The organism is Streptomyces sp. ISL-94, from assembly GCF_018614075.1.
Taxonomy (GTDB): Bacteria; Actinomycetota; Actinomycetes; order Streptomycetales; family Streptomycetaceae; genus Streptomyces.
The window spans coordinates 18,126-38,085 of the sequence record NZ_JAGGOZ010000053.1; the positions used below are offsets into that span (position 1 = coordinate 18,126).

At 70.3% G+C, this 19,960-nt stretch carries 16 protein-coding genes and 4 pseudogenes; 11 read left to right on the forward strand and 9 right to left on the reverse strand.

Annotated elements, in window-relative coordinates; genetic code table 11:
- Window positions 1-114: 114 nt before the first annotated feature.
- Window positions 115-276, forward strand: a complete 162-nt coding sequence (locus J7E94_RS17940) for a hypothetical protein (RefSeq protein ID WP_215016533.1) — start codon at window positions 115-117, stop codon at window positions 274-276.
- Between the two features lie 52 nt (window positions 277-328).
- On the opposite strand, the gene J7E94_RS17945 is transcribed toward J7E94_RS17940, so the two are convergent.
- The 3 genes and pseudogenes from J7E94_RS17945 to J7E94_RS35955 form a co-directional block, all read right to left on the reverse strand.
- Window positions 329-478 (reverse strand): hypothetical protein, encoded by a 150-nt coding sequence (locus J7E94_RS17945; protein WP_215016535.1) that lies wholly within the window; start codon window positions 476-478, stop codon window positions 329-331.
- Between the two features lie 362 nt (window positions 479-840).
- A complete protein-coding gene (locus J7E94_RS17950; protein WP_215016537.1) occupies window positions 841-1,299 on the reverse strand; it encodes a TIGR03618 family F420-dependent PPOX class oxidoreductase in 459 nt (152 codons plus the stop codon).
- A gap of 225 nt (window positions 1,300-1,524) precedes the next feature.
- Window positions 1,525-1,821: pseudogene (locus tag J7E94_RS35955) on the reverse strand (alpha/beta hydrolase); the annotation flags it as partial.
- A 126-nt stretch (window positions 1,822-1,947) separates the two neighbouring features.
- Between J7E94_RS35955 and J7E94_RS35735 the strand changes: the two are divergent.
- Both J7E94_RS35735 and J7E94_RS17960 read left to right on the forward strand, forming a co-directional pair.
- Window positions 1,948-2,253, forward strand: coding sequence for an ArsR/SmtB family transcription factor (locus J7E94_RS35735; RefSeq protein ID WP_374224461.1), 306 nt, complete (start codon window positions 1,948-1,950; stop codon window positions 2,251-2,253).
- Window positions 2,254-2,474: 221 nt separating this feature from the next.
- Entirely contained in the window at window positions 2,475-2,828 is a 354-nt protein-coding gene (locus tag J7E94_RS17960) for a VOC family protein (protein ID WP_215016539.1), read from the forward strand.
- Here the strand turns inward: J7E94_RS17960 and narI are convergent.
- From narI to J7E94_RS17980, 4 genes are read right to left on the reverse strand one after another with little or no spacing between them, the layout of a single operon-like run.
- Window positions 2,822-3,496 carry a respiratory nitrate reductase subunit gamma gene (gene narI / locus J7E94_RS34655; protein WP_308345242.1) on the reverse strand — a complete coding sequence of 225 codons (675 nt, stop codon included), beginning with the start codon at window positions 3,494-3,496 and terminating at the stop codon, window positions 2,822-2,824. The two genes, J7E94_RS17960 and narI, sit on opposite strands and share 7 nt — an antisense overlap.
- A complete protein-coding gene (narJ, locus tag J7E94_RS17970; RefSeq protein WP_215016541.1) occupies window positions 3,493-4,134 on the reverse strand; it encodes a nitrate reductase molybdenum cofactor assembly chaperone in 642 nt (213 codons plus the stop codon). Before narJ ends, narI begins: the two co-directional genes overlap by 4 nt.
- Complete coding sequence (gene narH / locus J7E94_RS17975; RefSeq protein ID WP_215016543.1) at window positions 4,131-5,762, reverse strand: nitrate reductase subunit beta; 1,632 nt, start codon at window positions 5,760-5,762, stop codon at window positions 4,131-4,133. Before narH ends, narJ begins: the two co-directional genes overlap by 4 nt.
- On the reverse strand, window positions 5,762-9,436 hold the full coding sequence (locus J7E94_RS17980) for a nitrate reductase subunit alpha (RefSeq protein ID WP_215016545.1): 3,675 nt from the start codon (window positions 9,434-9,436) through the stop codon (window positions 5,762-5,764). Before J7E94_RS17980 ends, narH begins: the two co-directional genes overlap by 1 nt.
- A gap of 226 nt (window positions 9,437-9,662) precedes the next feature.
- Between J7E94_RS17980 and J7E94_RS17985 the strand changes: the two are divergent.
- A pseudogene (locus J7E94_RS17985) lies at window positions 9,663-10,056 on the forward strand (transposase); the annotation flags it as partial.
- 239 nt (window positions 10,057-10,295) lie between these two features.
- Window positions 10,296-10,643 carry a DUF402 domain-containing protein gene (locus J7E94_RS34660; RefSeq protein WP_251056830.1) on the forward strand — a complete coding sequence of 116 codons (348 nt, stop codon included), beginning with the start codon at window positions 10,296-10,298 and terminating at the stop codon, window positions 10,641-10,643.
- Between the two features lie 144 nt (window positions 10,644-10,787).
- Here J7E94_RS34660 and J7E94_RS17995 read toward each other — a convergent pair whose 3' ends face one another.
- Window positions 10,788-11,537 carry a ZIP family metal transporter gene (locus J7E94_RS17995; protein ID WP_215016547.1) on the reverse strand — a complete coding sequence of 250 codons (750 nt, stop codon included), beginning with the start codon at window positions 11,535-11,537 and terminating at the stop codon, window positions 10,788-10,790.
- 389 nt (window positions 11,538-11,926) lie between these two features.
- Between J7E94_RS17995 and J7E94_RS18000 the strand changes: the two genes are divergently transcribed.
- Window positions 11,927-13,423 (forward strand): IMP dehydrogenase, encoded by a 1,497-nt coding sequence (locus J7E94_RS18000; protein ID WP_215016549.1) that lies wholly within the window; start codon window positions 11,927-11,929, stop codon window positions 13,421-13,423.
- Window positions 13,424-13,556: 133 nt separating this feature from the next.
- Here J7E94_RS18000 and J7E94_RS34665 read toward each other — a convergent pair.
- A pseudogene (locus J7E94_RS34665) lies at window positions 13,557-13,766 on the reverse strand (EamA family transporter); the annotation flags it as partial.
- Window positions 13,767-13,769: 3 nt separating this feature from the next.
- On the opposite strand from J7E94_RS34665, the pseudogene J7E94_RS18005 reads away from it, so the two are divergent.
- The 5 genes and pseudogenes from J7E94_RS18005 (at window position 13,770) to J7E94_RS18025 (ending at window position 19,944) form a co-directional block, all read left to right on the forward strand.
- Window positions 13,770-14,634, forward strand: a pseudogene (locus tag J7E94_RS18005) (LysR family transcriptional regulator).
- A gap of 371 nt (window positions 14,635-15,005) precedes the next feature.
- Window positions 15,006-15,749 (forward strand): TnsA-like heteromeric transposase endonuclease subunit, encoded by a 744-nt coding sequence (locus tag J7E94_RS18010; protein ID WP_308345244.1) that lies wholly within the window; start codon window positions 15,006-15,008, stop codon window positions 15,747-15,749.
- Window positions 15,746-18,043, forward strand: coding sequence for a DDE-type integrase/transposase/recombinase (locus J7E94_RS18015; protein WP_215016553.1), 2,298 nt, complete (start codon window positions 15,746-15,748; stop codon window positions 18,041-18,043). The genes J7E94_RS18010 and J7E94_RS18015 overlap by 4 nt, the downstream gene beginning before the upstream one ends.
- A complete protein-coding gene (locus J7E94_RS18020) occupies window positions 18,018-19,292 on the forward strand; it encodes an AAA family ATPase (protein WP_215016555.1) in 1,275 nt (424 codons plus the stop codon). Before J7E94_RS18015 ends, J7E94_RS18020 begins: the two co-directional genes overlap by 26 nt.
- Window positions 19,285-19,944, forward strand: a complete 660-nt coding sequence (locus J7E94_RS18025) for a TniQ family protein (protein ID WP_215016557.1) — start codon at window positions 19,285-19,287, stop codon at window positions 19,942-19,944. The genes J7E94_RS18020 and J7E94_RS18025 overlap by 8 nt, the downstream gene beginning before the upstream one ends.
- Window positions 19,945-19,960 lie beyond the last annotated feature (16 nt).

Sequence of the window (19,960 nt, forward strand, 5' to 3'; positions counted from 1 at the left end):
ATCGGCGCACCCGTGTGGTCAACTTCGTTGCAGCCGCTCGTCTTTGGCCGCACGTCGAAACTCAGCACTGTGCTTCGCATGTCGGACGTCCATCGTGCAGCTGGCCACGGGCACATGCTTGGCCGTCCCGGCGCCCCGCCGCTGGTGGATGTCGCGCTGAGCAAGCATCCGCAGGTCTGGGCGGGTGCGGGCATGCCATGCACCGTCTTCCGCACGACTTTCGCGGAGCTGGTGAAGCTGACCGGCGGCGAGGCCGCGGTGGCCGCCACCGACTGAACCCGGCGGGCGGTCCAGGTGTGCCCACCTCGCCCGAGCGCCATCACCGCCCTTACCAGAGTGCCGCCCGCGCGTGACCGCTTCGACGGTCGGCCACCTCGTCCGGGCCGGTCTGCTGATCCGCCTCTGCGGAGAGGTCCACTCGGAGCAGGTGGACGCTCTCGACCGCCGTGGGGACCTGCCCGCCCTGCTCAACCGTCACGTCCCCCTTGGCGTGGCCGGGCCGCCCTGGCCAGGTTGCGCGGCCGGCACCCGGACTTCCCGTGCCTGCCCCCGGGGCAGGCACGCAGGCGCGGGCCGTTGCAGCGGTTGTTGCCCAGCCTGTTGCCGGTTCCGGATCGGTGGCCGGCCCGTGACACTGAAGGGCCCGGAGCAGGTGGTCCGGGCTTTCGGCATGCCCCGCGAGGCGATGTGCAACACGCTGGGTGTTGCGTCAGCGTGTTGCAGCGCCTGTCGCACCCGGTGCGCTGCACCCCCGCCACGCTGGCTCGCCCGCCCAGACGGAACTTGAAGTCGACGCCGCGTTGCCGATCAAGCGAACCCGCTTCTACCAGCACGGTCACATCAACCATTCACGTCCAAGGCCGTCCCGTACAGGCGCTCCACCCTCAACCGAATGACGATCCTGCGCTCGGCCACCAGCTGCTTGAGGAACGCCTCTTCGTCCTGCGGCTTCGCAGCCGTCGGGATCATCCCGAGCAGTTCGCGCCCGACCGCGTCGCCGGGCACCGTCGTGATCCCGGAAACCTCCGCCGCACCCTCGGCGACGGCGAACGACCAGACGTCGCCACCCTGCACATGCAGCGCCGCACGCGGGTTGCGCTGCAGGTGCTTCACCTTGATGCGGTCGGCCGTGGTGGACAGCCGGACAATGCGGGCCCCGGCGTCCCAGCTGTAGAGCATCGTGGTCAGATGGGGATGGCCGCTTTGCTTGACAGTGGCAAGCGTCCCGAACTGCTGACTGGCCAGCAGGTCGGAGAGGGCTTCGTCGGACAGGGAGCGTGGCGCTGGTCCTTGAGTCATGTTCTGATCAACTCCCCTATCCTCCCCGGCATTCCAGGCCTGGCGTTCGCCCCAGTGACCCTGGACTCAGGGGCGCAGCGATACGGTCCGGCCAACCGCGCGCAGTCGGCCGTCGGTATCCAGGCGGCCGAGGAGGAGGAGCCGCGGGCGGACCCGAGTGCCCGTGATCGCGCCGATGACGGCCTCGGTGGTGTCCCTGCGTCTGATCCTGGTCCACTCCCGGTAGCCGGGGCGGTAGCGCTGAGGGCATGCCTCCAGGTTGACGGCGGCGGCGATCCGCCGGTCCCCGTGGAGGGTTTGCGCGGCCGCGGTGCCGCCGGCGGAGTGCCCGTACACCCCGACCCGGTCCAGTTCCAGCGCGTCGAGGACGAAGCGGAGGTCGGCGACCCGTGTGTCGATCACGGTGCGGAACGTGGTCGCCTCGGGTGGGCCGATCAGCGCTGTGCGCCGGACCCGTTCCCGGCCCGGCCGGGCGCTGGGGAACTCCACCTCGCTCGCGTCCCCGGGGTGGCCGACGGTGAGGTGGAGTGGTCGCTGCCGGGCGCCCCGGGCGTGTGGGAGATCCGGCTCGGCGGGCGCGGGCTGATCCTGCGGCCGACCTTCCACTGGCGGCGCGGCCCGCTCTTTCAGGACCGGCCGGACCGTCCGGTGGCGCTGGCCTACCCGGCGGGCCGCGGACTGCCCCTCGTCCCGGACGAGGGCGGCGCACCGGACGATCCCCTCGCGGGGGTCCTCGGCCGCACCCGGCTCGCGCTGCTGCGTTCCTTGGACCAAGCGCGCACGACCACGGGGCTGGCGCGGCGTATCGGCATCAGCAACGCGACGGCCTCCGCCCATGCTTCGGCCCTCCGCGCCGCCGGTCTGATCACCACCACCCGCACGGGCCGCTCGGTGCGCCACACCCGAACTGCCCTGGCGGAGCTGCTGTTCACCAGTGTCACGGCCGACGGCTGAGGATGAGTGGCGAGTCGCCTCGATCGCCGCGTACAGCTCGGCCCTCGACATCTACGAAATGACCGGGACCGTCCACCCGGAAGCACCCCGACGCTGTCCGCCTCCGCGAGGGCTCGGTCGCAGCCGGGCATGACGGAGAGCATGTCCTCTCCGAACCAAGCCCCGAGCGTCACGAGTTGGCCGCCCTGGCGGGACGTGCGGCGCAGGTCTAAGCTCGGCGGATGACCTTGGAATGGGAACAGGTAATTGTTCACTCGGTAGATCCGGTGGCCTTGGGGCAGTGGTGGGCTACGGCTCTTGGCTGGGTGGTGGTCCACTCCTCTGATGAGGAGTTCGAGATCCGCCCGGAGCCGGATCGCCTGCCGGGGTTGGACTTCGTCCGGCTTGATGAGAGCAAGAAGGTCAAGAGCCGACTGCACCTCGACTTCAGGCCTGATGACCAGGACGCCGAGGTGGCTCGTCTGGTGGCTCATGGCGCACAGCGTGTTGATATTGGCCAGGGTGATCAATCGTGGGTGGTATTGGCAGACCCCGAGGGTAACGAGTTCTGCGTTCTTGGCCAGCGGCGTCAGTAAGAACTCCGGCCGGAGGAGGCTGATGCCGGCGATGACGTCCTGGACATCGCGGGGCTCGAGCCGGCCGACGAGGTCCTGCCGGCCGGGGGACTCCACTGGAACATACCCACGGTGTCGCTTGGCGGATGAGGCCGAAGGCGGCCGGGTCGCCGAGCGGGACGCGGTCCGGGTTGTCGAGGTCGATCCGCCGACCGGTGGTGCGGCGGATTTCCTCGACGGCGTTCGCCCTCGCGGACTGCATCCGCACGACGAGCACGGTCCAGCTTGCGGAGGCCGAAGAGAGCGCGGTCGCTGCGGCTGGTGGCGGCCCGTACCGCGGGGACCTTCAGGCGCCGGTACAGCAGCAGCGCCAGTCCGGTCAGGGTGGCCAGCCCGGCGGCTCCCCCGACGAACAACGCGTTGGCGTGGTAGAGCGGTTCCTCGATGTGCACGCGTTCGGTGAGGGACTCCGGGACGATCAGTCCCACGACGTGTCCGGCGGCGACGAACAGCAGCCCGTAGTGGAAGAGCGGGCCGCCGACGCTGAGCAGCCGGTGCTCGTGCATCTGGCTGGAGCGGGTGGTGAAGCCGAAGCGGTCGTAGTGGTAGCGCCAGGCGGTGCCGGCGACGAGTACGACGGCGACGATGTAGGGCAGTACGCCCCACAGGGCGATGTGCAGGTGGTTCACCGTCGGTTCTCCTCGGCTGCGGCTGCGGCTGCGGCTGCCTGCGGGCGCAGGGTGGGGAAGGGCAGCAGGCCCACGGTCTCGGTGGGCGGGCCGCTGCGCACCAGGTGCAGGGCTGCCGCGCGGTCGGCCGGGGAAGGGCCCGGCAGCGTCAGGCAGACGGCTTCGAGGACGTCGGCGTAGGGGCTCTCGTGGTCGGTCAGGGCCATGCGCAGCAGTTCGAGAGCGGCGCGGTGTTCCTGGAGGGCGGTGCGCCCCGGCCCGGGGCTGCGGGCGGCGAACTCCAGGGTCAGGGGCAGGAAGTCGGGCAGCTCGTCGGCGGGCGGCTGCCAGCCGTGCTCGCGGTACAGCCGCCGCCAGCGTACGAGGGCCTCGCCGCGGCGGCGGGTGTCGCCGTCCGTGTAGTACGTGAGGTGCAGGGTGCGGCGGCGGCTGCGGTCGAAGGTGGCGACGTAGCGTGCGGACAGCTCGAGCTGCGGTACGCCGGCGACGGCCGCGCAGAAGCGGAGCAGGAGCGCGGGCTCCTTCCCGGGCAGGCCGTCGAGGGCGCCGCGGACGAGGTCCAGGCGCGGGTGCCAGTCCTCGTCGGGGTGGGACAGCAGCAGTGAGGCGGCCTGGTGGAGGGCGGCGGTGCGGCTCATGACCCCTCCGGGCGGGGGAAGAGGCCGGAGGGGGTGCCCTGGCCGTTCCAGTTGAGGAGGTTGACCCGGCCCTGCAGCGGCCCGGTGGGTCCGGTGGCCGCGGATTCGGGCCCGGCGAGGGGCGCGTGGAAGGTCTCGGCCGTGTACATGCCGGGGCCGCCGTCTCCGTCGAGGCTGCAGCCGGCTCCGGGGTCGGCGTGGTCGGAGCGTCCGGCGGTGTAACCGGTGGGGATGACGTAGCGGTCCTCGTACTTGGCGATGGCCAGCAGCCGGTACATGGCCTCGATGCCGTCGCCGTCCATGCCGACCGACCGGGCGATGGCCGGGTCCTGCTCCTCGCCGAGGTTGACGCGGCGCATGTGCGCGCGCATCGCGGCCAGGCGGCACAGTGCAGCTTCCACGGGGGCGGGATCGCCCGCCGTGAACAGTTCGGCGAGGTAGCCGACGGGGATCCGCATCGAGTCGATCGCGGCGAAGAGCTTCGCCGGGTCCTCGCCGTCGTGTCCGGTGGTGGTCAGCGACTCCACGATCGGCGACAGCGGGGGGATGTACCAGACCATCGGCATGGTGCGGTACTCCGGGTGCAGCGGCAGCGCCACCTTGTACTCGCTGATCAGCGCGCGGACCGGGGAGCGCTGGGCGGCGGTGATCCAGTCGTGCGGGATGCCGGCCTGTTCCGCCGCCCGTTGCACGGCGGGGTCGTCGGGGTCGAGGAAGCAGCCGAGCTGGGCTTCGTAGAGGTCCTTCTCGTCCGGTGTCGCGGCGGCGGCGCCGACCGCGTCGGCGTCGTAGAGGACGACTCCGAGGTAGCGCAGGCGTCCGACGCAGGTCTCCGAGCAGACGGTGGGCTGGCCGGCCTCGATGCGGGGATAACACAGCGTGCACTTCTCGGCCTTGCCGGTGCGGTGGTTGAAGTACACCTTCTTGTACGGGCATCCGGTCACGCACATGCGCCAACCGCGGCAGCGGTCCTGGTCGACGAGGACGATCCCGTCCTCGATCCGCTTGTACAGCGCCCCCGAGGGGCACACGGCCACACACGACGGGTTCAGGCAGTGCTCGCAGATCCTCGGCAGGTGGAACATGAACGACTGCTCGTACTCGAGGCGGACCTGCTCGTTCATCTTCTTGAGCACGGGGTCGCCGGCCAGGTGCTCGGGGCCGCCGCCGAGGTCGTCGTCCCAGTTGGGGCCCCATGTCACCTGGGTGGGCCGTCCGTCGATCAGGGAGCGGGGGGCGGCGGTGGGCACGTCGTCGCCCAGCGGCGCGCTGATCAGGTTCTCGTAGTCGTACGTCCACGGCTCGTAGTAGTCCGCGAGGGAGGGCAGGCGGGGGTTGGCGAAGATGCCGGCGAGGCGGCGGGCACGGCCGCCGCTGCGGGGCACGAGGCGGCCCCGCTTGAGCTGCCAGCCGCCCTGCCACTTGTCCTGGTCCTCGTAGGAGCGCGGATACCCCTGCCCGGGGCGCGTCTCGACGTTGTTGAACCAGGCGTACTCGCTGCCGGAGCGGTTGGTCCAGGTCTGCTTGCAGGTGACCGAGCAGGTGTGGCAGCCGATGCACTTGTCCAGGTTCATGACCATCGCGATCTGGGCCATGACGCGTCCGATGGTCGCTTCGCTCCGGGGCATCAGTACGTGACCTCCTGGGTGCGGCGGCGGATCACGGTCACCGCGTCGCGCTGGTTGCCGGTGGGGCCGTAGTAGTTGGGGGCGAAGGAGAGCTGGGCGTGGCCGCCGATCAGGTGGGTGGGCTTGATCAGCAGGCGGGTGAGGGCGTTGTGGACGCCGCCGCGACGGCCTGTGGTCTCCGACAGGGGCACGTTCACCATGCGCTCCTGGACGTGGTACATGAACACCGTGCCGGTCGGCATGCGGTGGGAGACGACGGCGCGGGCGACCACCACGCCGTGGGCGTTGACCGCCTCGATCCAGTCGTTGTCCGCGACGCCGATGGCCGCGGCGTCCTCGGTGCCGAGCCAGATGACCGGGCCGCCGCGGGCCAGGGTCTGCATCAGGAGGTTCTCCTGGTACTCGGAGTGGATGGACCACTTCGAGTGCGGGGTGAGGTAGCGGACCGTCACCGACCGCCGGCCGTCGTCCTCCTCCTGGCGGGGCCTGTCGCCCAGGGCGGCGAGGTCCAGTGGGGGCCGGTAGACGGGGAGTTGTTCGCCGTACTCGGCGATCCACTCGTGGTCGAGGTAGAAGTGCTGGCGGCCGGTGAGCGTATGCCACGGCTTGCGGTGCTCGGTGTTGATGGTGAAGGGCGCGTAGCGGCGCTCGGGGCCCTCCTTGCCGGACCATTCGAAGCTGGCGCCGACCTGCACCGGGCGGGCCTGGGTGTCGGAGAAGACGATGCGCCGCTCCGCCACCGACGCGGCGAGTTCCTCCAGGCCGCTGGCCGGTCCGCAGCGCAGGCCGAGCTGGCGGAAGCCTTCGGCGGCGACCCGGCCGTTGGTGGTGCCCGACAGGGCCAGGATCGCCTCGCACAGCTTGACGTCGGTGTCGAGCAGCGGGCGGCCCTGGGCGGCTCCCTTGCGGGCCGTGCCGCAGCGTCCGGCGAGCCAGCGCGATTCGGCGGAGGTGTGCACGGTGAGGCCGCGTACCAGCATGCCGTGTTCGTCGGCCATGGGCCCGAAGGCCGCGAGCAGGTCGGCGAGGGCGGTGTAGTCCCGCTTGACCAGCGTGTACTCGGGCCGGGTGGGTCCCTCGGGGGGAGCTTCGCCGGGGGTGTCGTGCTGGAGGGGGGTGGCGACGAGGTCCCAGGCCTCCTCCAGGCGGCCCGCCGCGAGTTCGGAGACCTTGGCGGCGAGGTTGTGGAAGATCTCGAAGTCGGTGCGGGCCTGCCAGGGCGGGTCGATCGCCGGGGAGAAGGCGTGGACGTAGGGGTGCATGTCCGTACTGGACAGGTCGTGCTTCTCGTACCAGGTCGCCGCCGGCAGGACGAGGTCGGCGAACAGGGTGGTGGAGGTCATCCGGAAGTCGAGGGCGAGCAGCAGGTCGAGCTTGCCGCGCGGCGCCTCCTCGCGCCAGGCCACCTCGCGCGGGCGGTGCTCCTCGGGGGCTTCGGGGGCGGAGGCGTTGTCGTCGGCGCCCAGCAGGTGCCGCAGGAAGTACTCGTTGCCCTTGGCGGAGGAGCCGATGAGGTTGGCCCGCCAGACGGTCAGTACGCGCGGCCAGTTCGCGGGGTCGTCGGGGTCCTCGCAGGCGAAGCCGAGCCGGCCGGCGTCACGCTGCTGCTCCACCCACTGTGCCGGTTCCGCGCCGGATTCCCGTACGCGCCGGCCGAGGTCCAGGGGGTTGGCCGAGAAGGTGGGGAAGGACGGCATCCAGCCGTTGCGCGCCGAGCGGGCCACCAGGTCGGCCGTGTGGGCGCCGGCGAAGGTGCCGCGCGCGGTGGGTGCGGTGAGGGTGCCGGCGGCGAAGCCCTCGTAGCGCCACTGGTCGGTGTGCAGGTACCAGTACGGTGTGCCGGCCATCTGCCGGGAGGGGCGTACCCAGTCGGAGGCGGTGGCGAGCTGCTGCCAGCCGGCGAACGGGCGGACCTTCTCCTGGCCGACGTAGTGGGCCCAGCCGCCGCCGTTGACCCCCTGGCAGCCCGTGAGCAGCAGGAGGGAGAGGAAGGAGCGGTAGATGGTGTCGGAGTGGAACCAGTGGTTGGTGCCGGCACCCATGACGATCATGCAGCGGCCCCGGGTCTGCTCGGCGGTCCGCGCGAATTCCCGGGCCGCCCGCAGCACGGCGCCGGCCGACACCGAGGTGATGGCCTCCTGCCAGGCCGGGGTGCAGGGGACGGAGGCGTCCTCGTACGCGGCCGGCCACTGTCCCTCGAGCCCGGGGCGGCCCACTCCGTACTGGGCGAGCATCAGGTCGAACACCGTCGTCACCAGGCGGTCGCCGAGGCGCTGGACGGGAACGCCGCGCAGCAGGGTGGCTCCGGCCTCGTCGAACCTGGGGAGGAGCACCTGCGCGCTGGGCCCGTCCGCGCCTTCGTACAGGCTCAGGCGCGGCTCGACGTCGCCGAGGTCCAGGTTCCAGCGGCCCTCGCCGAACTTGGACCAGCGGTCGCCGAGCGTTCCGTTCGGCACCACCGGCGCTCCGGTGAGGTCGTCCAGCAGGACGGGCATCCAGCGGCGTGTCGCCTCGTCCTGCACGTCCCGGCTCAGGCGCAGGTCGGCGGCGGTCACGAAACGGCCCGGCACGTGCCGTCCCGGCTCGCGCTCCTCCAGCTCGACGAGGAACGGCAGGTCGGTGAACCGCCGTACGTAGTCGGCGAAGTACGGGACCTGCCGGTCGACGAAGCACTCCTTGAGGATGACGTGGCCCATGGCCATGGCCATGGCTCCGTCGGTGCCCGGATGCGGGTGGAGCCACTCGTCGGCGAACTTGGTGGCGTCCGCGTAGTCCGGGGAGACGACCACGACCTTCTGGCCGCGGTAGCGGGCCTCCGTCATCCAGTGGGCGTCGGGGGTGCGGGTGACGGGGACGTTGGAGCCCCACAGCATCAGGTAGGCGGCGTCCCACCAGTCGCCGGATTCGGGGACGTCGGTCTGGTCGCCGAAGACCTGCGGGGAGGCGATGGGCAGGTCCGCGTACCAGTCGTAGAAGGTGAGCATCGGCGCGCCGAGGAGGGCGTGGAAGCGGGCTCCGACCGCGTGGGAGGCCATGGACATCGCGGGGATGGGCGAGAAGCCGGCGATGCGGTCGGGGCCGTGCGCCCGGAGGGTGTGGACGTGGGCGGCGGCCGCGATCTCCAGGGCCTCCTGCCAGCCGATGCGGACCAGGCCGCCCTTGCCGCGGGCCTTCTGGTAGCGGCGCCGCTTGTCCGGGTCGGTCGTGATCTCCGCCCAGGCGGCGACCGGGTCCCCGCCCAGGCGCTGCTTCGCCTCGCGGTACATCTCCACGAGCACCCCGCGGGCGTGCGGGTAGCGGACGCGGGTGGGCGAGTAGGTGTACCAGGAGAAGGAGGCGCCGCGCGGACAGCCGCGCGGCTCGTACTCCGGCCGGTCCGGGCCGGTCGAGGGGTAGTCGGTGGCCTGTGTCTCCCAGGTGATCAGGCCGTCCTTGACGTACACCTGCCAGGAGCAGGAGCCGGTGCAGTTGACCCCGTGGGTGGAGCGCACCACCTTGTCGTGCGCCCAGCGTTCGCGGTACGGGGTGTCGTTGACGCTCTGATCGGTGCGGAACACGGCCCGGCCGTCCGCCGTCTGGGGTGCCTTGCTGAGCAGGCGCCCGGCTTGCAGCAGCCGGTCCGTGATCGCGTCGGCCGCGTGTTCCGTCGTTGCCCTGGCCCTGCCGCGCTTCACCTGGTGGCCCCTTTCGGGAGACAGCGGAGCCGGCACGCTGGGGGAACCGGCTGACCCCTGAATGGGTCGGAACCCAGGCTTCCGCGCGGCGCCCGCGCGGGCGACGATCACCCTCCGGGGTTGAATGTATCCAGAAGGTATCTTGGCCGGTTCTTGAGACGGCGGCGCCATCAGGCCACGCCGCCTTGCTGGTACCGCAACGGTCTTTGCGGTGACGGCTGGGTGGGTGGGGCGTCGGTGTGGTTGTGGGTGGGGAACTTGCCGGGGCCCGGTCGTGGCGGGGGAACCGAAGGCTGTGCGCGAGCGGTTCGTGCACGGCTTCTCCAGGTCGGAGCCGCGTGAGTCGGTACTCGCGTGAGGGCGGGGACCGGTGGCTCCGCTCGAGCGGAAGAACGGCTGGACGCCGGCGGAGGAGGCCGGGCATACGGGCCGGGACCGGATCCACCGGCTGCTGAACCGAAACCGACTGGGGCTCCGACGAGGTCCTCGACGATGTGCGGGACTACGTGGTCGAGCACCTCGCCGACCCCGAAGCGGTCCTGATCGTGGACGACACCGGCTTCCTGAAGAAGGAGGACCGTTCGGCCGGGGTCCAGCGACAGTACTCCGGCACCGCCGGTGGACGGAGCACTGCCCCCGGCCGCGGCCGCACCCTCAAGCGCTGTGCGTCATCGCGGACACCCCGCGGGCCCTGGTGACGGCCTGCGCGCCAGGCACGGAGGTCCGCTGGCCAAGGCCCACGCCGAGGGCGGCCGAACGGTACGCACGGCGGCGTTCGACGCGATGGCGGCGGGGGAGTGGGAGCTCGCACCGGCGCGGTGGCAGGTGACGAGCTGCTGCTGTGGATGCCGCCGGCGGCATGGTTCAGCGTGCACGCTTTCTACGTCCCCGACGGCGCCACCGGCTACGGAACTGGTACGTCAACTTCGAGCATCCCGCGACCCGCACCGAGGCCGGGTTCGACACCTTCGACCTGACCGTCGACCTCGTCATCGACCCCGGCCTGGACCGGTTCGCGTGGAAGGACGAGGACGAGTACGCCCACCTACGACGGCTCGGCATCGTCACCGATGCCGAGCACCGGGAGGTGGAGCTCGCCCGCGGCCAGGTGCTCGCGATGCTCGCCGACCGGAACGGAGTGTTCGCGGACGCCGAGGCGTGGGCGGCCTGGCGCTGGCCCCTGGAGCGCTGCCTCAGCGGGCCCTGACGAAGCGGTTTGCCGCTCCGGTCGGGCCCCGTGCCGCCCCGATGTTGCCGCTCACCCCCGCTGTCGGCCCGATCCCGGTTCGCGGAGGGGTTCCGTTCCGGCTACGTCCGCGTCCAGAGGCCCGGGTCACCTCAGTGTCTCCGGTCAGCCGTGGGACAGCATGAAGGCGGTCAGGAAGCCGAGCACTGTGGTGAAGCCCGTGAGGAGGTATGCCTGCTCGAAGGCTTCCGGGATCATCGTGTCAGCGATCATGGCGAGGATCGCTCCTGCCGCCAGTGCGGTGATCGCTGCCATCGTCGTGCCCGAGGCGTCTCCGAGGAGTGTGTATCCGGCCAGTGCCGCGAGTGCGCTGATCACTGCGATGGCGGACCACAGGATGAAGACGTATGTCCGGCTGCGGCCGGCCCGCTGCATGCCCGAGGCGCTGGCCAGTCCCTCGGGGAGGTTGCTGATGAAGACGGCGGCCACGGTGGCCGTGCCCACATGCCCGCCACCGAGGAGGCTGGTGCCGATGACGACCGATTCCGGGATGCCGTCCAGGAGCGCGCCGACTGCGATCGCGTTGCCGGAGCCCGGCTGTTCCTGCTCGGAAGGCTGCTGTGCGCCGGAACGCTTGCGATGGCGGGCACCGTGCCGAGCCAGCAGGACATTCGCCGCGGAGTACAAAGCCGCCCCGGCCACCGCCCCGGCCACCGTCGGGACCGTACCGCCCAGCTCGTGAGCCTCGGCCATCAGATCGAAGGAGACTGCAGAGATAAGCACTCCACTGCCGAATGCCATGATCAGGGCTACCCACCGCGGCGGAACGGAAAGGAACGATCCGGCCGCAGCTCCCACCAGGAGCGCTGCTCCTGCACATAGCCCCCACCCACCTGCCGCCAACGCGCCGGCCATGGCCATCCCTCCTGCTCGCCGTCCCTGTCGGTAGTGTCGCCTGCCCTGCAGCGGCTCACACATCCGCCGCGCGACGCCGCCGTTGAGTGGGTCGCCTACGCCAGGCGCGCCTCGACCGAGTACCTCGCGGCACGGGCCGAGGACCAGAAGGAGACACCCGCGACCGGCGATCGCCGGTGAAGAGGACAAGATTCGTGCAGCGGCGGGGCAATCGATAGGGTGCCAGGTCACGACCGCACCCGGTTCGAACCACGGGCAAGTCAGGGCTCTGCCGCAGTTCGTGACACCTCCACAGCTGCCATGCCGGCACTTTCCTGCCCGGGTCTCGGGCACGGGGCGATCTTCACGGCCGGGCAGTCGGGCCCCGGTCGACGGGTCAGGAGGAACGAGTGGCACAGATCATCGCCGAGGTCTCAAGAACGTTCAACGAGTTTCTGCTCTTGCCGAACCGGACCCGGACCGACTGCTCGCCCGCGACGGTCGACCTGCGCACGCCCCTGGTGCGGCACGTCGTGGGCGAGCAGTCGGCGATCGAACTCGGCTCCCCGTTCACGTCCGCGATCATGCAGGCTGTCAGCACACCGGAACTCGCGATTGCGCTCGCGCGCAACGGCGGCCTCAGCTTCCTGCACCACAACCAGTCGGTCCAGGACCAGGCCGCAGCCGTCCGCCAGGTGAAGAACTTCAAGGCCGGGTTCGTCACCAGCGACACCAACGTCCGCCCCGACGACAGCCTGAGCCACCTGGTCGCCGTCATGCAACGCACCGGTCACAGCACCGCCGCGGTCACCCACGACGGCAGCGCCACCGGCCGGCTGCTCGGCCTGGTGACCTCCCGCGACTTCCACCCCCAGCGACACAACCTCGACGGACCGGTGGGCGGTCGGATGACCGCCATCGCCGACCTGCCGCACGCCGGGGCCGACACCACGCTCTCCGAGGCCAACGCGCGGCTGTGGGACGAGCGGCTGGACTGCCTCCCCGTCCTGGACGCCGAGGGCCACCTGCAGTATCTGGTGTTCCGGTCCGACTACGCGGACAACAAGCGCTTCCCGGACCAGGCCGTGGACACCGCCAAGCGCCTGCGCGTGGGCGCGGGCGTCAATACCCACGACTACCAAGAGCGCGTCCCCGCCCTGCTGGAGGCAGGCGCGGACGCCCTGTGCTTCGACTCCTCCGACGGCTACAGCGACTGGCAGGCGCAAGCCCTGACCTGGGTGAAGAAGCACTACCCGGAGATCCCGATCGGCGGCGGGAACGTGGTCGACGGGGAAGCTTTCACCTTCCTCGCCGAGGCCGGTGCGGACTTCGTCAAGGTCGGCGTGGGCGGCGGCTCCATCTGCATCACCCGCGATCAGAAGGGCATCGGCCGCGGCCAGGCAAGCGCGGTGCTGGACGTCGCCGCGGCCAGGGACGCCTTCCGCGAGCGCACCGGCGAGTACGTGCCGATCTGCTCCGACGGCGGCCTGGTGCACGACTACCACGTGGCCCTGGCGCTGGCGATGGGAGCCGACTTCGTCATGATGGGGCGTTACTTCGCCCGCTTCGACCAAGCGGCCGGCGCGAAGCTCCCCACCCGGGACGGCTTCGTGAAGGAGTACTGGGGCGAGGGCTCGAACCGTGCCCGCAACTGGCAGCGGTACGGACAGGGCGGCCAGGGCCTGATCTTCGAGGAAGGCGTCGACGGCTACGTCCCCTACGCCGGCGACCTCAGTGAAGGGCTCGCCCTGACCATCGCCAAGCTCAAGACCACAATGGTGTCCTGCGGCTCCGCCACTCTTCCGGAGTTCCAGTCCACGGCCCGGCTGACCCTGGTTTCCGATCAGAGCTTCCAGGAGAGCCACGCCAACGTCACCCTGCGGGACACACCGGCGACCGTCGCCTGAGAAGCCGCCAAGAGCCACGAACTACTGGCGGGAGGGGGATTAGTGCACAGTCGGAATAGCCCCCTCCCGCCAGGAATCCACGAGATCGAACGCGGGGCGCTCACCCAGTACTACGGTGCCCCTGCGCTCACCTTGCCAGCGCGCAGGCAAGGGCGGCAGGGGTGGGGGGATGCTGCCAGAGCACCAGGGCGCCGACGGGGAGGTAGAGCGCGCCGGAGACGGCCGAAGCGGCAGCCGAGCCCTCCAGACCGGGCAGGCCCCGGCCGACGGCGCGGTTGAGCAGGATGTAGCAGCCCCAGCACACCGCGGCCAGGAGCGCCAGGCCCATGCCCAGGTAGTCGGTGAGCTGAAGCACCTGCGCTGCTTGGTCGCGATCGTCGACACGGGCAGCTTCACGGACGCGGCCTTTGAATTGGGCGTCTCCCAGGCCGCCGTCTCCCGGAACCTGCTCGCTCTGGAAAAGATCCTCGGGGTGCGGCTACTGCACCGCACCAGCCGGACGGTCGTTCCCACCACCGCGGGCGTGCGGGCCCTCGCCCGCGCACGCCCGCTGCTCTCCGCCGCCGCCGAACTCGTCACCGAGGCCTCCACCGGCCACAGCCGCCTGCACATCGGCCACGCCTGGTCCGCCTTCGGCCGTCACACCACCGAATTCCAGCGCCGCTGGCACCACAGCCACCCCGAGACCGAACTCCGGCTCATCCGCCACAACTCCTCCACCGGCGGGCTTGCCGAGGGGCTCTGCGACCTCGCAGTCATCCGCGCCCCCCATCGACCTCAAGCCCTGGTCACACGCCCTCGTCGGTCACGAGCACCGCTACGTGGCCCTCGCCTCCGACGACCCATGGGCCCGCCGCCGAAGCATCCGCCTGGAAGAAATCGCCACCCGCACCCTCGCCATCGACCGCCGCACCGGCACCACCACCCTGGACCTGTGGCCAGAAGACGAACGGCCCGCCGTCGAGTACATCCACGACATCGACGACTGGCTCGCCGCCATCGCCACCGGTCGCTGCGTCGGCGTCACCCCCCAGGCCACCGCCGCTCAGTACCGCCGCGACGGCATCACCTACCGCCCCCTGCGCGACGCCGATCCCGTCCCCGTCCACCTCATCTGGCGCCGCCAGGACCCCCACCCCGCCACCCACGCCGCCCTCGCCCTCGCCATCGACCTCTACCGCGAGACCGGCATGCCGCGCGCACTCGCATAAATGACCATCTATGAGAGTTCTGCGAGATCCGTCCCGACACCGCAGCCCTGTAGGTGACAGCTCCGTGCACATGCACATTCGCTGTGCCGGGACGCGGTAGTTGGAACCATCGGGTTGTGGCGACCTGGTGGTTCATCCCGCGCGGGACACACATGTTGGAAGCAAATAGTCACGCTTCTTGCAACCTTCGGCGAATTGCCATCCTTGTTGGAACCAGTTCCGGGCAACCAGCGCCCCGAGGGCCGATGGGGCATTTCTCTGGAGGCATGAGGTCGAGCGAAAGCCCGCGTACAGCGGGGCGTACGGCAGCAGGGGTACCGGCTGGGCCGGTGTGGTCGCACAGTGCGGCCTGGGGTGAACTCCTTGTCGCGGTGTCCGTCGAGGCGGGGAAGGCCGGCCTCGACTTGGATGAAGACTGGCCCAGCCGGTGGACGGTGATGTGGAAGACGGGCAGTGAGCAGGTGTCCTGTTCGGTCCGGGAGCTCATCCGGGCACCGCTGGTGGATGGTGACCCGATCCGTCATTTCTCGTGGCGGCGGGAGCAAGGCCACCGCCCGGGGTTGCAGTTCATGGTCAGTACCGGCCGTCACCACGGCGCGGAGAGTCTGGAGGAGGCCCGGCTGTTGCTGGCCCTGGACTTCGCCGGGGACCTGGTCGACGTCGTCTCGCAGCCGCTGAGGCTGCGGTTCGGCACGGTGGACAAGCGCCGGAACCACACGCCGGATTTCCTCGCGGTGACGCGGTCGGGAATCTGGCTGATCGACGTACGCCCGGAGCCTTTGATCAAGGAGGAGGACCGGGAGTCCTTCGCCGCGGCGGCCGAGGTCGCGCTCGCCTGCGGCTGGCATTACGTGGTGGCGGCCCGCTGGCGCGATCATGTCTTGGCGGCCCTCGACGCTCTCTCTTCGAGGCGGCGGCCGTTGTCCGACCCGCTGGGCCTGCGGCCGGGGCTTGTGGAGTCCGCGCGGCAGGGCCTGACGTTCGGCGAGCTCGCCGCCACGGCTGCCTACGAACCCCTGGCACGGGCCCAGTTGCTGCACCTGCTCTGGCACCGCAGGCTCGGGGTGAACCTCGCCGAGCCTCTGGGCGACTGTTCACCGGTGGTGGTGGCATGAGGCCGGCACGAGCGGTGCTGGATCTGTCGCCCGGGGCCGGGGTGGTGCTGGACGGCACACAGTGGACGGTCGAGCGGCGGGAGCCGCACCTGGGGCGGGTTCAGCTGGTTGCCTCCGATGGGGTCCGTCAGCAGGTGAGCTTCCGGTTCCTGGCCAACCATCCGGATTGCCGGCCGTCTTCGCGAACGGCGTCGGCTGGTGCTGACCGGGGGCGCCAGTCCAAGGCGGTCGAGGACTTGAAAAAGGGCCGGCTGGAGCTCGTCGAGCTGAGGATGGCCCATCTTCTGGAGGTGGCGACAGGGTTCCGCAGCGGTGATCGGCTGAGGCCGGGGCCTGGTGAGCCGAAACCCGAGTACGACCCGGACGCTACGACGCTGACGGGCCGCCGCCGGGCGAAGGTGGCCGAACTGCGGGCGATGGACCGGCAGCAGGCGAAGCTGCTGGGACTGGACGCGGTCAGCCTGCACACGCTGATCCGGTGGGAGACCGGGCGGCGGCGGTTCGGATTGATCGGCTGCGCGGATGACCGCTGGCTGCGGGAGAGCGGCGGCCACCCGGCGGTGACGGAGGAGGTGCGGGAGGCGATTCTCGCGGTCCGTGAGGAGACCCTGCGCGGGGCGAAGGTGTCGATGCGCACGAAGGACCGCATGATCCGGCAGTACGTCCGCGAGACGTTCGACTCGAAAGAGCCGGACACCGGCGAGGCGCCTGAGCACGCGACGAAGGTGCCGAGTTATCGGACGCTCTGCCGGGTCTGGAAGGAGTGGTTCGGTCCGGGCGGTGCACGTCAGCGCTATGCACGGTCGGCCGACCTGCCGGTGAAGAACGGGCACGTGGTGGTCCACCGACCGGGCCAAGTCGTCGCGCTGGACACCACGGTCCTGCCGGTCATGGTCCGCGACGGCGTCTTCGGCGACCCGATCAAGCCGCATCTGACGATCGCCCTCGATACCTACACGCATTCGCTGGTCGCGTTCCGGCTCACGCTGGTTTCCGACACGGCGGTGGACGTCGCGATGCTGCTGCGGGACGTGATGATGCCGCTGCCGATGCGGGCGGACTGGGGCGATGAGCTGGAATGGCCTTACCCGGGCCTGCCTGCGGCCGTCGTCTCGGAGTTCGCCGGGCACAAGGTCGCCGGCCTGCCGTTCTTCACCCCGGAGACGGTGACCACCGACCACGGAGCCGTCTACCGGAACCACCACCTGGTCGAAGTGCAGCGCGTTCTGGGCTGCAACATCCTTCCCTCCCGCGTTCTTCGACCGCAGGACAAGGCTGCCTGTGAGCGGGCGTTCGGCACCTGCAGGCAGCTGCTGTTCGAGCTGCTGACGGGCTACACCGGGGTCGACATCGCCGACCGCGGGGCCGATCCGGCGGCCGATGCCTTGCTGACCGTGGACGAGATGGAACACCTGATCGCTACCTGGATCGTCAAGATCTGGCAGACGCGCCAACTGGGCGAGTACGCCCCCAGTTGGGACCCCGACGGGGTCCACAGTCCGAACTCTCTGTTCGCGGCTTCGTTCGCGCAGGCCGGCCTCGCGATGGAGATCCCTTCCCCGGAACTGTTCTACGAACTGCTGCCATCCCACTACGTGCGCATCGACGCCCGGCGCGGAGTGAAGATCCGCGGACTTTGGTACGACGACGAGAAGATCCTGCGCGACTACCGGGGCCAGCGCTCGACACGCGGCGGCAAACACAAGGGCCAGTGGCTGATCCGGCGCGACCCCCGCGACCGGCGGACAGTCTTCTTCCAGGACCCGATCACTCATGCCTGGCACCCTCTGGCCTGGACGGGTCAGCCTGCAGTAGGTCAGATGCCGGCCTTCGGCGACGCCCGCGTCCGCGACCTGCTGAAGAAGGCCGCATCCTGCGGGATGAAGCCGAAATCCGACACAGAACTGCTGCCGGTGCTATTGGAGTTGATCGGATCCGCTATCCCGGTCAGCCAGTGGCCCACCCAGATGAACAAGTCGCAGCGAACCGAGCACGCCCGCGAGGTCGCCCAGGCCAAAGCGGCCGAAGCCGACCGTCCCGCAACGACGCCCGCCGAGTCCGAGGACGCACAGGGACAGGAGGCGGTAGTGACCGTGCTGCAGTGGCCGCAGCGCGCCCGCCAGGCCCAGGACAGCCTCGACGCCGAGCGCCGCCGACGGCGGGAGGCCACCGTGTCCGCCGCCCCCAAACCCCCGCCCACCCTGGGGGCCGGCTTCCGCACCCGCAGCGTGTTCGCCCTGCCCGAGGACGACGACCAGGAGGACGCCGATGGCGGACCGCCCAACGCAGGATGAGAGCCCGCTCGCCCAGTTCCTGCGGCTGGGGCCGAGGCCGGACCGAACCCGCCACGAGGGCTGGCAGCAGTGGCGCCTGACGCGCGACGCGTTCATCCCGGCGCCGCGGTTGTCGTTGCGCGAGTACGACGCGCTCAGCCCCCGGCGCAAGGGGCTGCACGACATGCACCGCACCGCGAGCCACGTCAACATGCGGCTCCAGGAGACGCCGATGAGCACGAAGGTCGCCGACCTGATGCTCGGCCGGCTGCAGAACAACGCCGTCAGATTCGCGCCGGGCACCCTGGACGGCCTGATGCTCAACGGAGGTGGCTTCCAGGGGAAGACCGAGACGGCCTGCCGCGCGGCTGCGGCCTTCGAGGACATGTGGCGGGAGGTCTATCGCCAACTTCTGCCGGGCAGCATGCCGGGGACCCGTGACCTGTTCGTTCCCGTCGCCTACTGCCGCCTACCGGTCCGGGCGACACCGAAAGCCTTGTGCAAGAACATCTTGGACGTCTACGGCAACCCGCACCCCGGCACGCTGGACGACTTGGTACGCGCCGTCAGGGACTCGATCCGGGACCACAACACCACGGCGCTGCTGATCGACGATGTGACCCGGCTCCGACTTCACCGGCAGGACGACCAGGACACTCTGGACCTGATCCGCGAATTGATGGACCTCAACGTCACCCTCGTGCTGATCGGCGTCGACATCCCGAAGTCCGGTCTCCTGCGCGGAGCCTATGTCGATGCCCGCACCAATCAGTACGTCCTGCCCGACATCCGACGCGGCAAGAGCCACAACGAGGCCGCGGACACGCAGACCGACCGCCGCTTCGACCTGGTCGACCTGGATCCCTTCGACTACACCACCCCGATCGGGATCGCCGCCTTCCTCGACCACCTGACAGGCATCGAGGACCAGCTCCGGCTCTTCCGTGCCACCGCGGGCATGCTCACCAGCGGCTCCATGCCGGAATACCTGTTCCGGCGCTCACGGGGAATCGTCGGCCTGCTGCGACGCCTGATCGAGGCCGGCTGCACCGGGGCCATCGCCAGCGGTGAGGAACGACTGTCCCTGGAACTGCTCAGAAGCACGCCGATCCGGCTCGGAAACCTCGATGACCTCGACGCGGAAACCGGCGAAGTCCCCGACATCCCCCAGGACGTCCCGCCACCGGCGACCCCAGCAAAGAAGTCCGCCCGCAGGTCCCGCAACACGGTCTTCGACGACCGCGGAGAACGGCCGGCCGCCGATGGCTGACACGGCGGATGAGCCCGCGCGGCCGTTGGGCATGAGCCTGGAACCGCTGGCAGGCGAGTCCCTGAACGGCTACCTCCTGCGGCTTGCCTACCGGCTCCACCTGGAGCCGAACCGGCTTACCCGACTGCTCGGATGCGGCAGCGGTCCGGAGGCCAAGGTCAGCCGACGGCTCCATCTGGATCTCCGCACGAACGCCTTCGCCCGCGCTACCCGCCTGACCGAGGCCGAGGGCGAGCAACTGACACTCCGGCCCTGGGCCGACCGCTACCCGCCCATCTCCCGATCCCCGGCCGCGGTGAAGGTCTTCGACAGCTGGCTGTTCAACGACAGCCCCCGCTACTGCCCGCGATGCCTGGCCGGCGACGGCAGCACCGTCCAGCAGAAGTACGGCGGTCCCTGGAAGAAGATCTGGCAGCTACCCATTGCCTTCCTCTGCCCGGACCACCGGGCCTTCCTTCACCATGGCTGCCCGAGGAACCACAAGATCAGCCGAGTCACCCCCCTGTTCGCAGGCACCAAGCATGCGGCCTGCACCCCGCCGAATGCCGCTTGCCGGAACCCGGAATCAAGCACGCGCCGGGGTTCACCCACACGCCCTGCAAAGTTCGCCTCGACCGAATTTCCAGCTCCGGGCCTGAACCCAGCCCCGTAATCACCAAGATGCAGGC

What these genes read in the sequence shown, in the direction of transcription:
- J7E94_RS17940 (WP_215016533.1), top strand. Translation starts at nt 115, where the DNA reads ATGCTTGGCCGTCCCGGCGCCCCGCCGCTGGTGGATGTCGCGCTGAGC.
- narH (WP_215016543.1), bottom strand. Translation starts at nt 5,762, where the DNA reads ATGCCCCGGAGCGAAGCGACCATCGGACGCGTCATGGCCCAGATCGCG.
- J7E94_RS18025 (WP_215016557.1), top strand. Translation starts at nt 19,285, where the DNA reads ATGGCTGACACGGCGGATGAGCCCGCGCGGCCGTTGGGCATGAGCCTG.
- J7E94_RS34660 (WP_251056830.1), top strand. Translation starts at nt 10,296, where the DNA reads ATGGTTCAGCGTGCACGCTTTCTACGTCCCCGACGGCGCCACCGGCTA.
- J7E94_RS17995 (WP_215016547.1), bottom strand. Translation starts at nt 11,537, where the DNA reads ATGGCCGGCGCGTTGGCGGCAGGTGGGTGGGGGCTATGTGCAGGAGCA.
- J7E94_RS18020 (WP_215016555.1), top strand. Translation starts at nt 18,018, where the DNA reads ATGGCGGACCGCCCAACGCAGGATGAGAGCCCGCTCGCCCAGTTCCTG.
- J7E94_RS18015 (WP_215016553.1), top strand. Translation starts at nt 15,746, where the DNA reads ATGAGGCCGGCACGAGCGGTGCTGGATCTGTCGCCCGGGGCCGGGGTG.
- J7E94_RS17960 (WP_215016539.1), top strand. Translation starts at nt 2,475, where the DNA reads ATGACCTTGGAATGGGAACAGGTAATTGTTCACTCGGTAGATCCGGTG.
- J7E94_RS17950 (WP_215016537.1), bottom strand. Translation starts at nt 1,299, where the DNA reads ATGACTCAAGGACCAGCGCCACGCTCCCTGTCCGACGAAGCCCTCTCC.
- narJ (WP_215016541.1), bottom strand. Translation starts at nt 4,134, where the DNA reads ATGAGCCGCACCGCCGCCCTCCACCAGGCCGCCTCACTGCTGCTGTCC.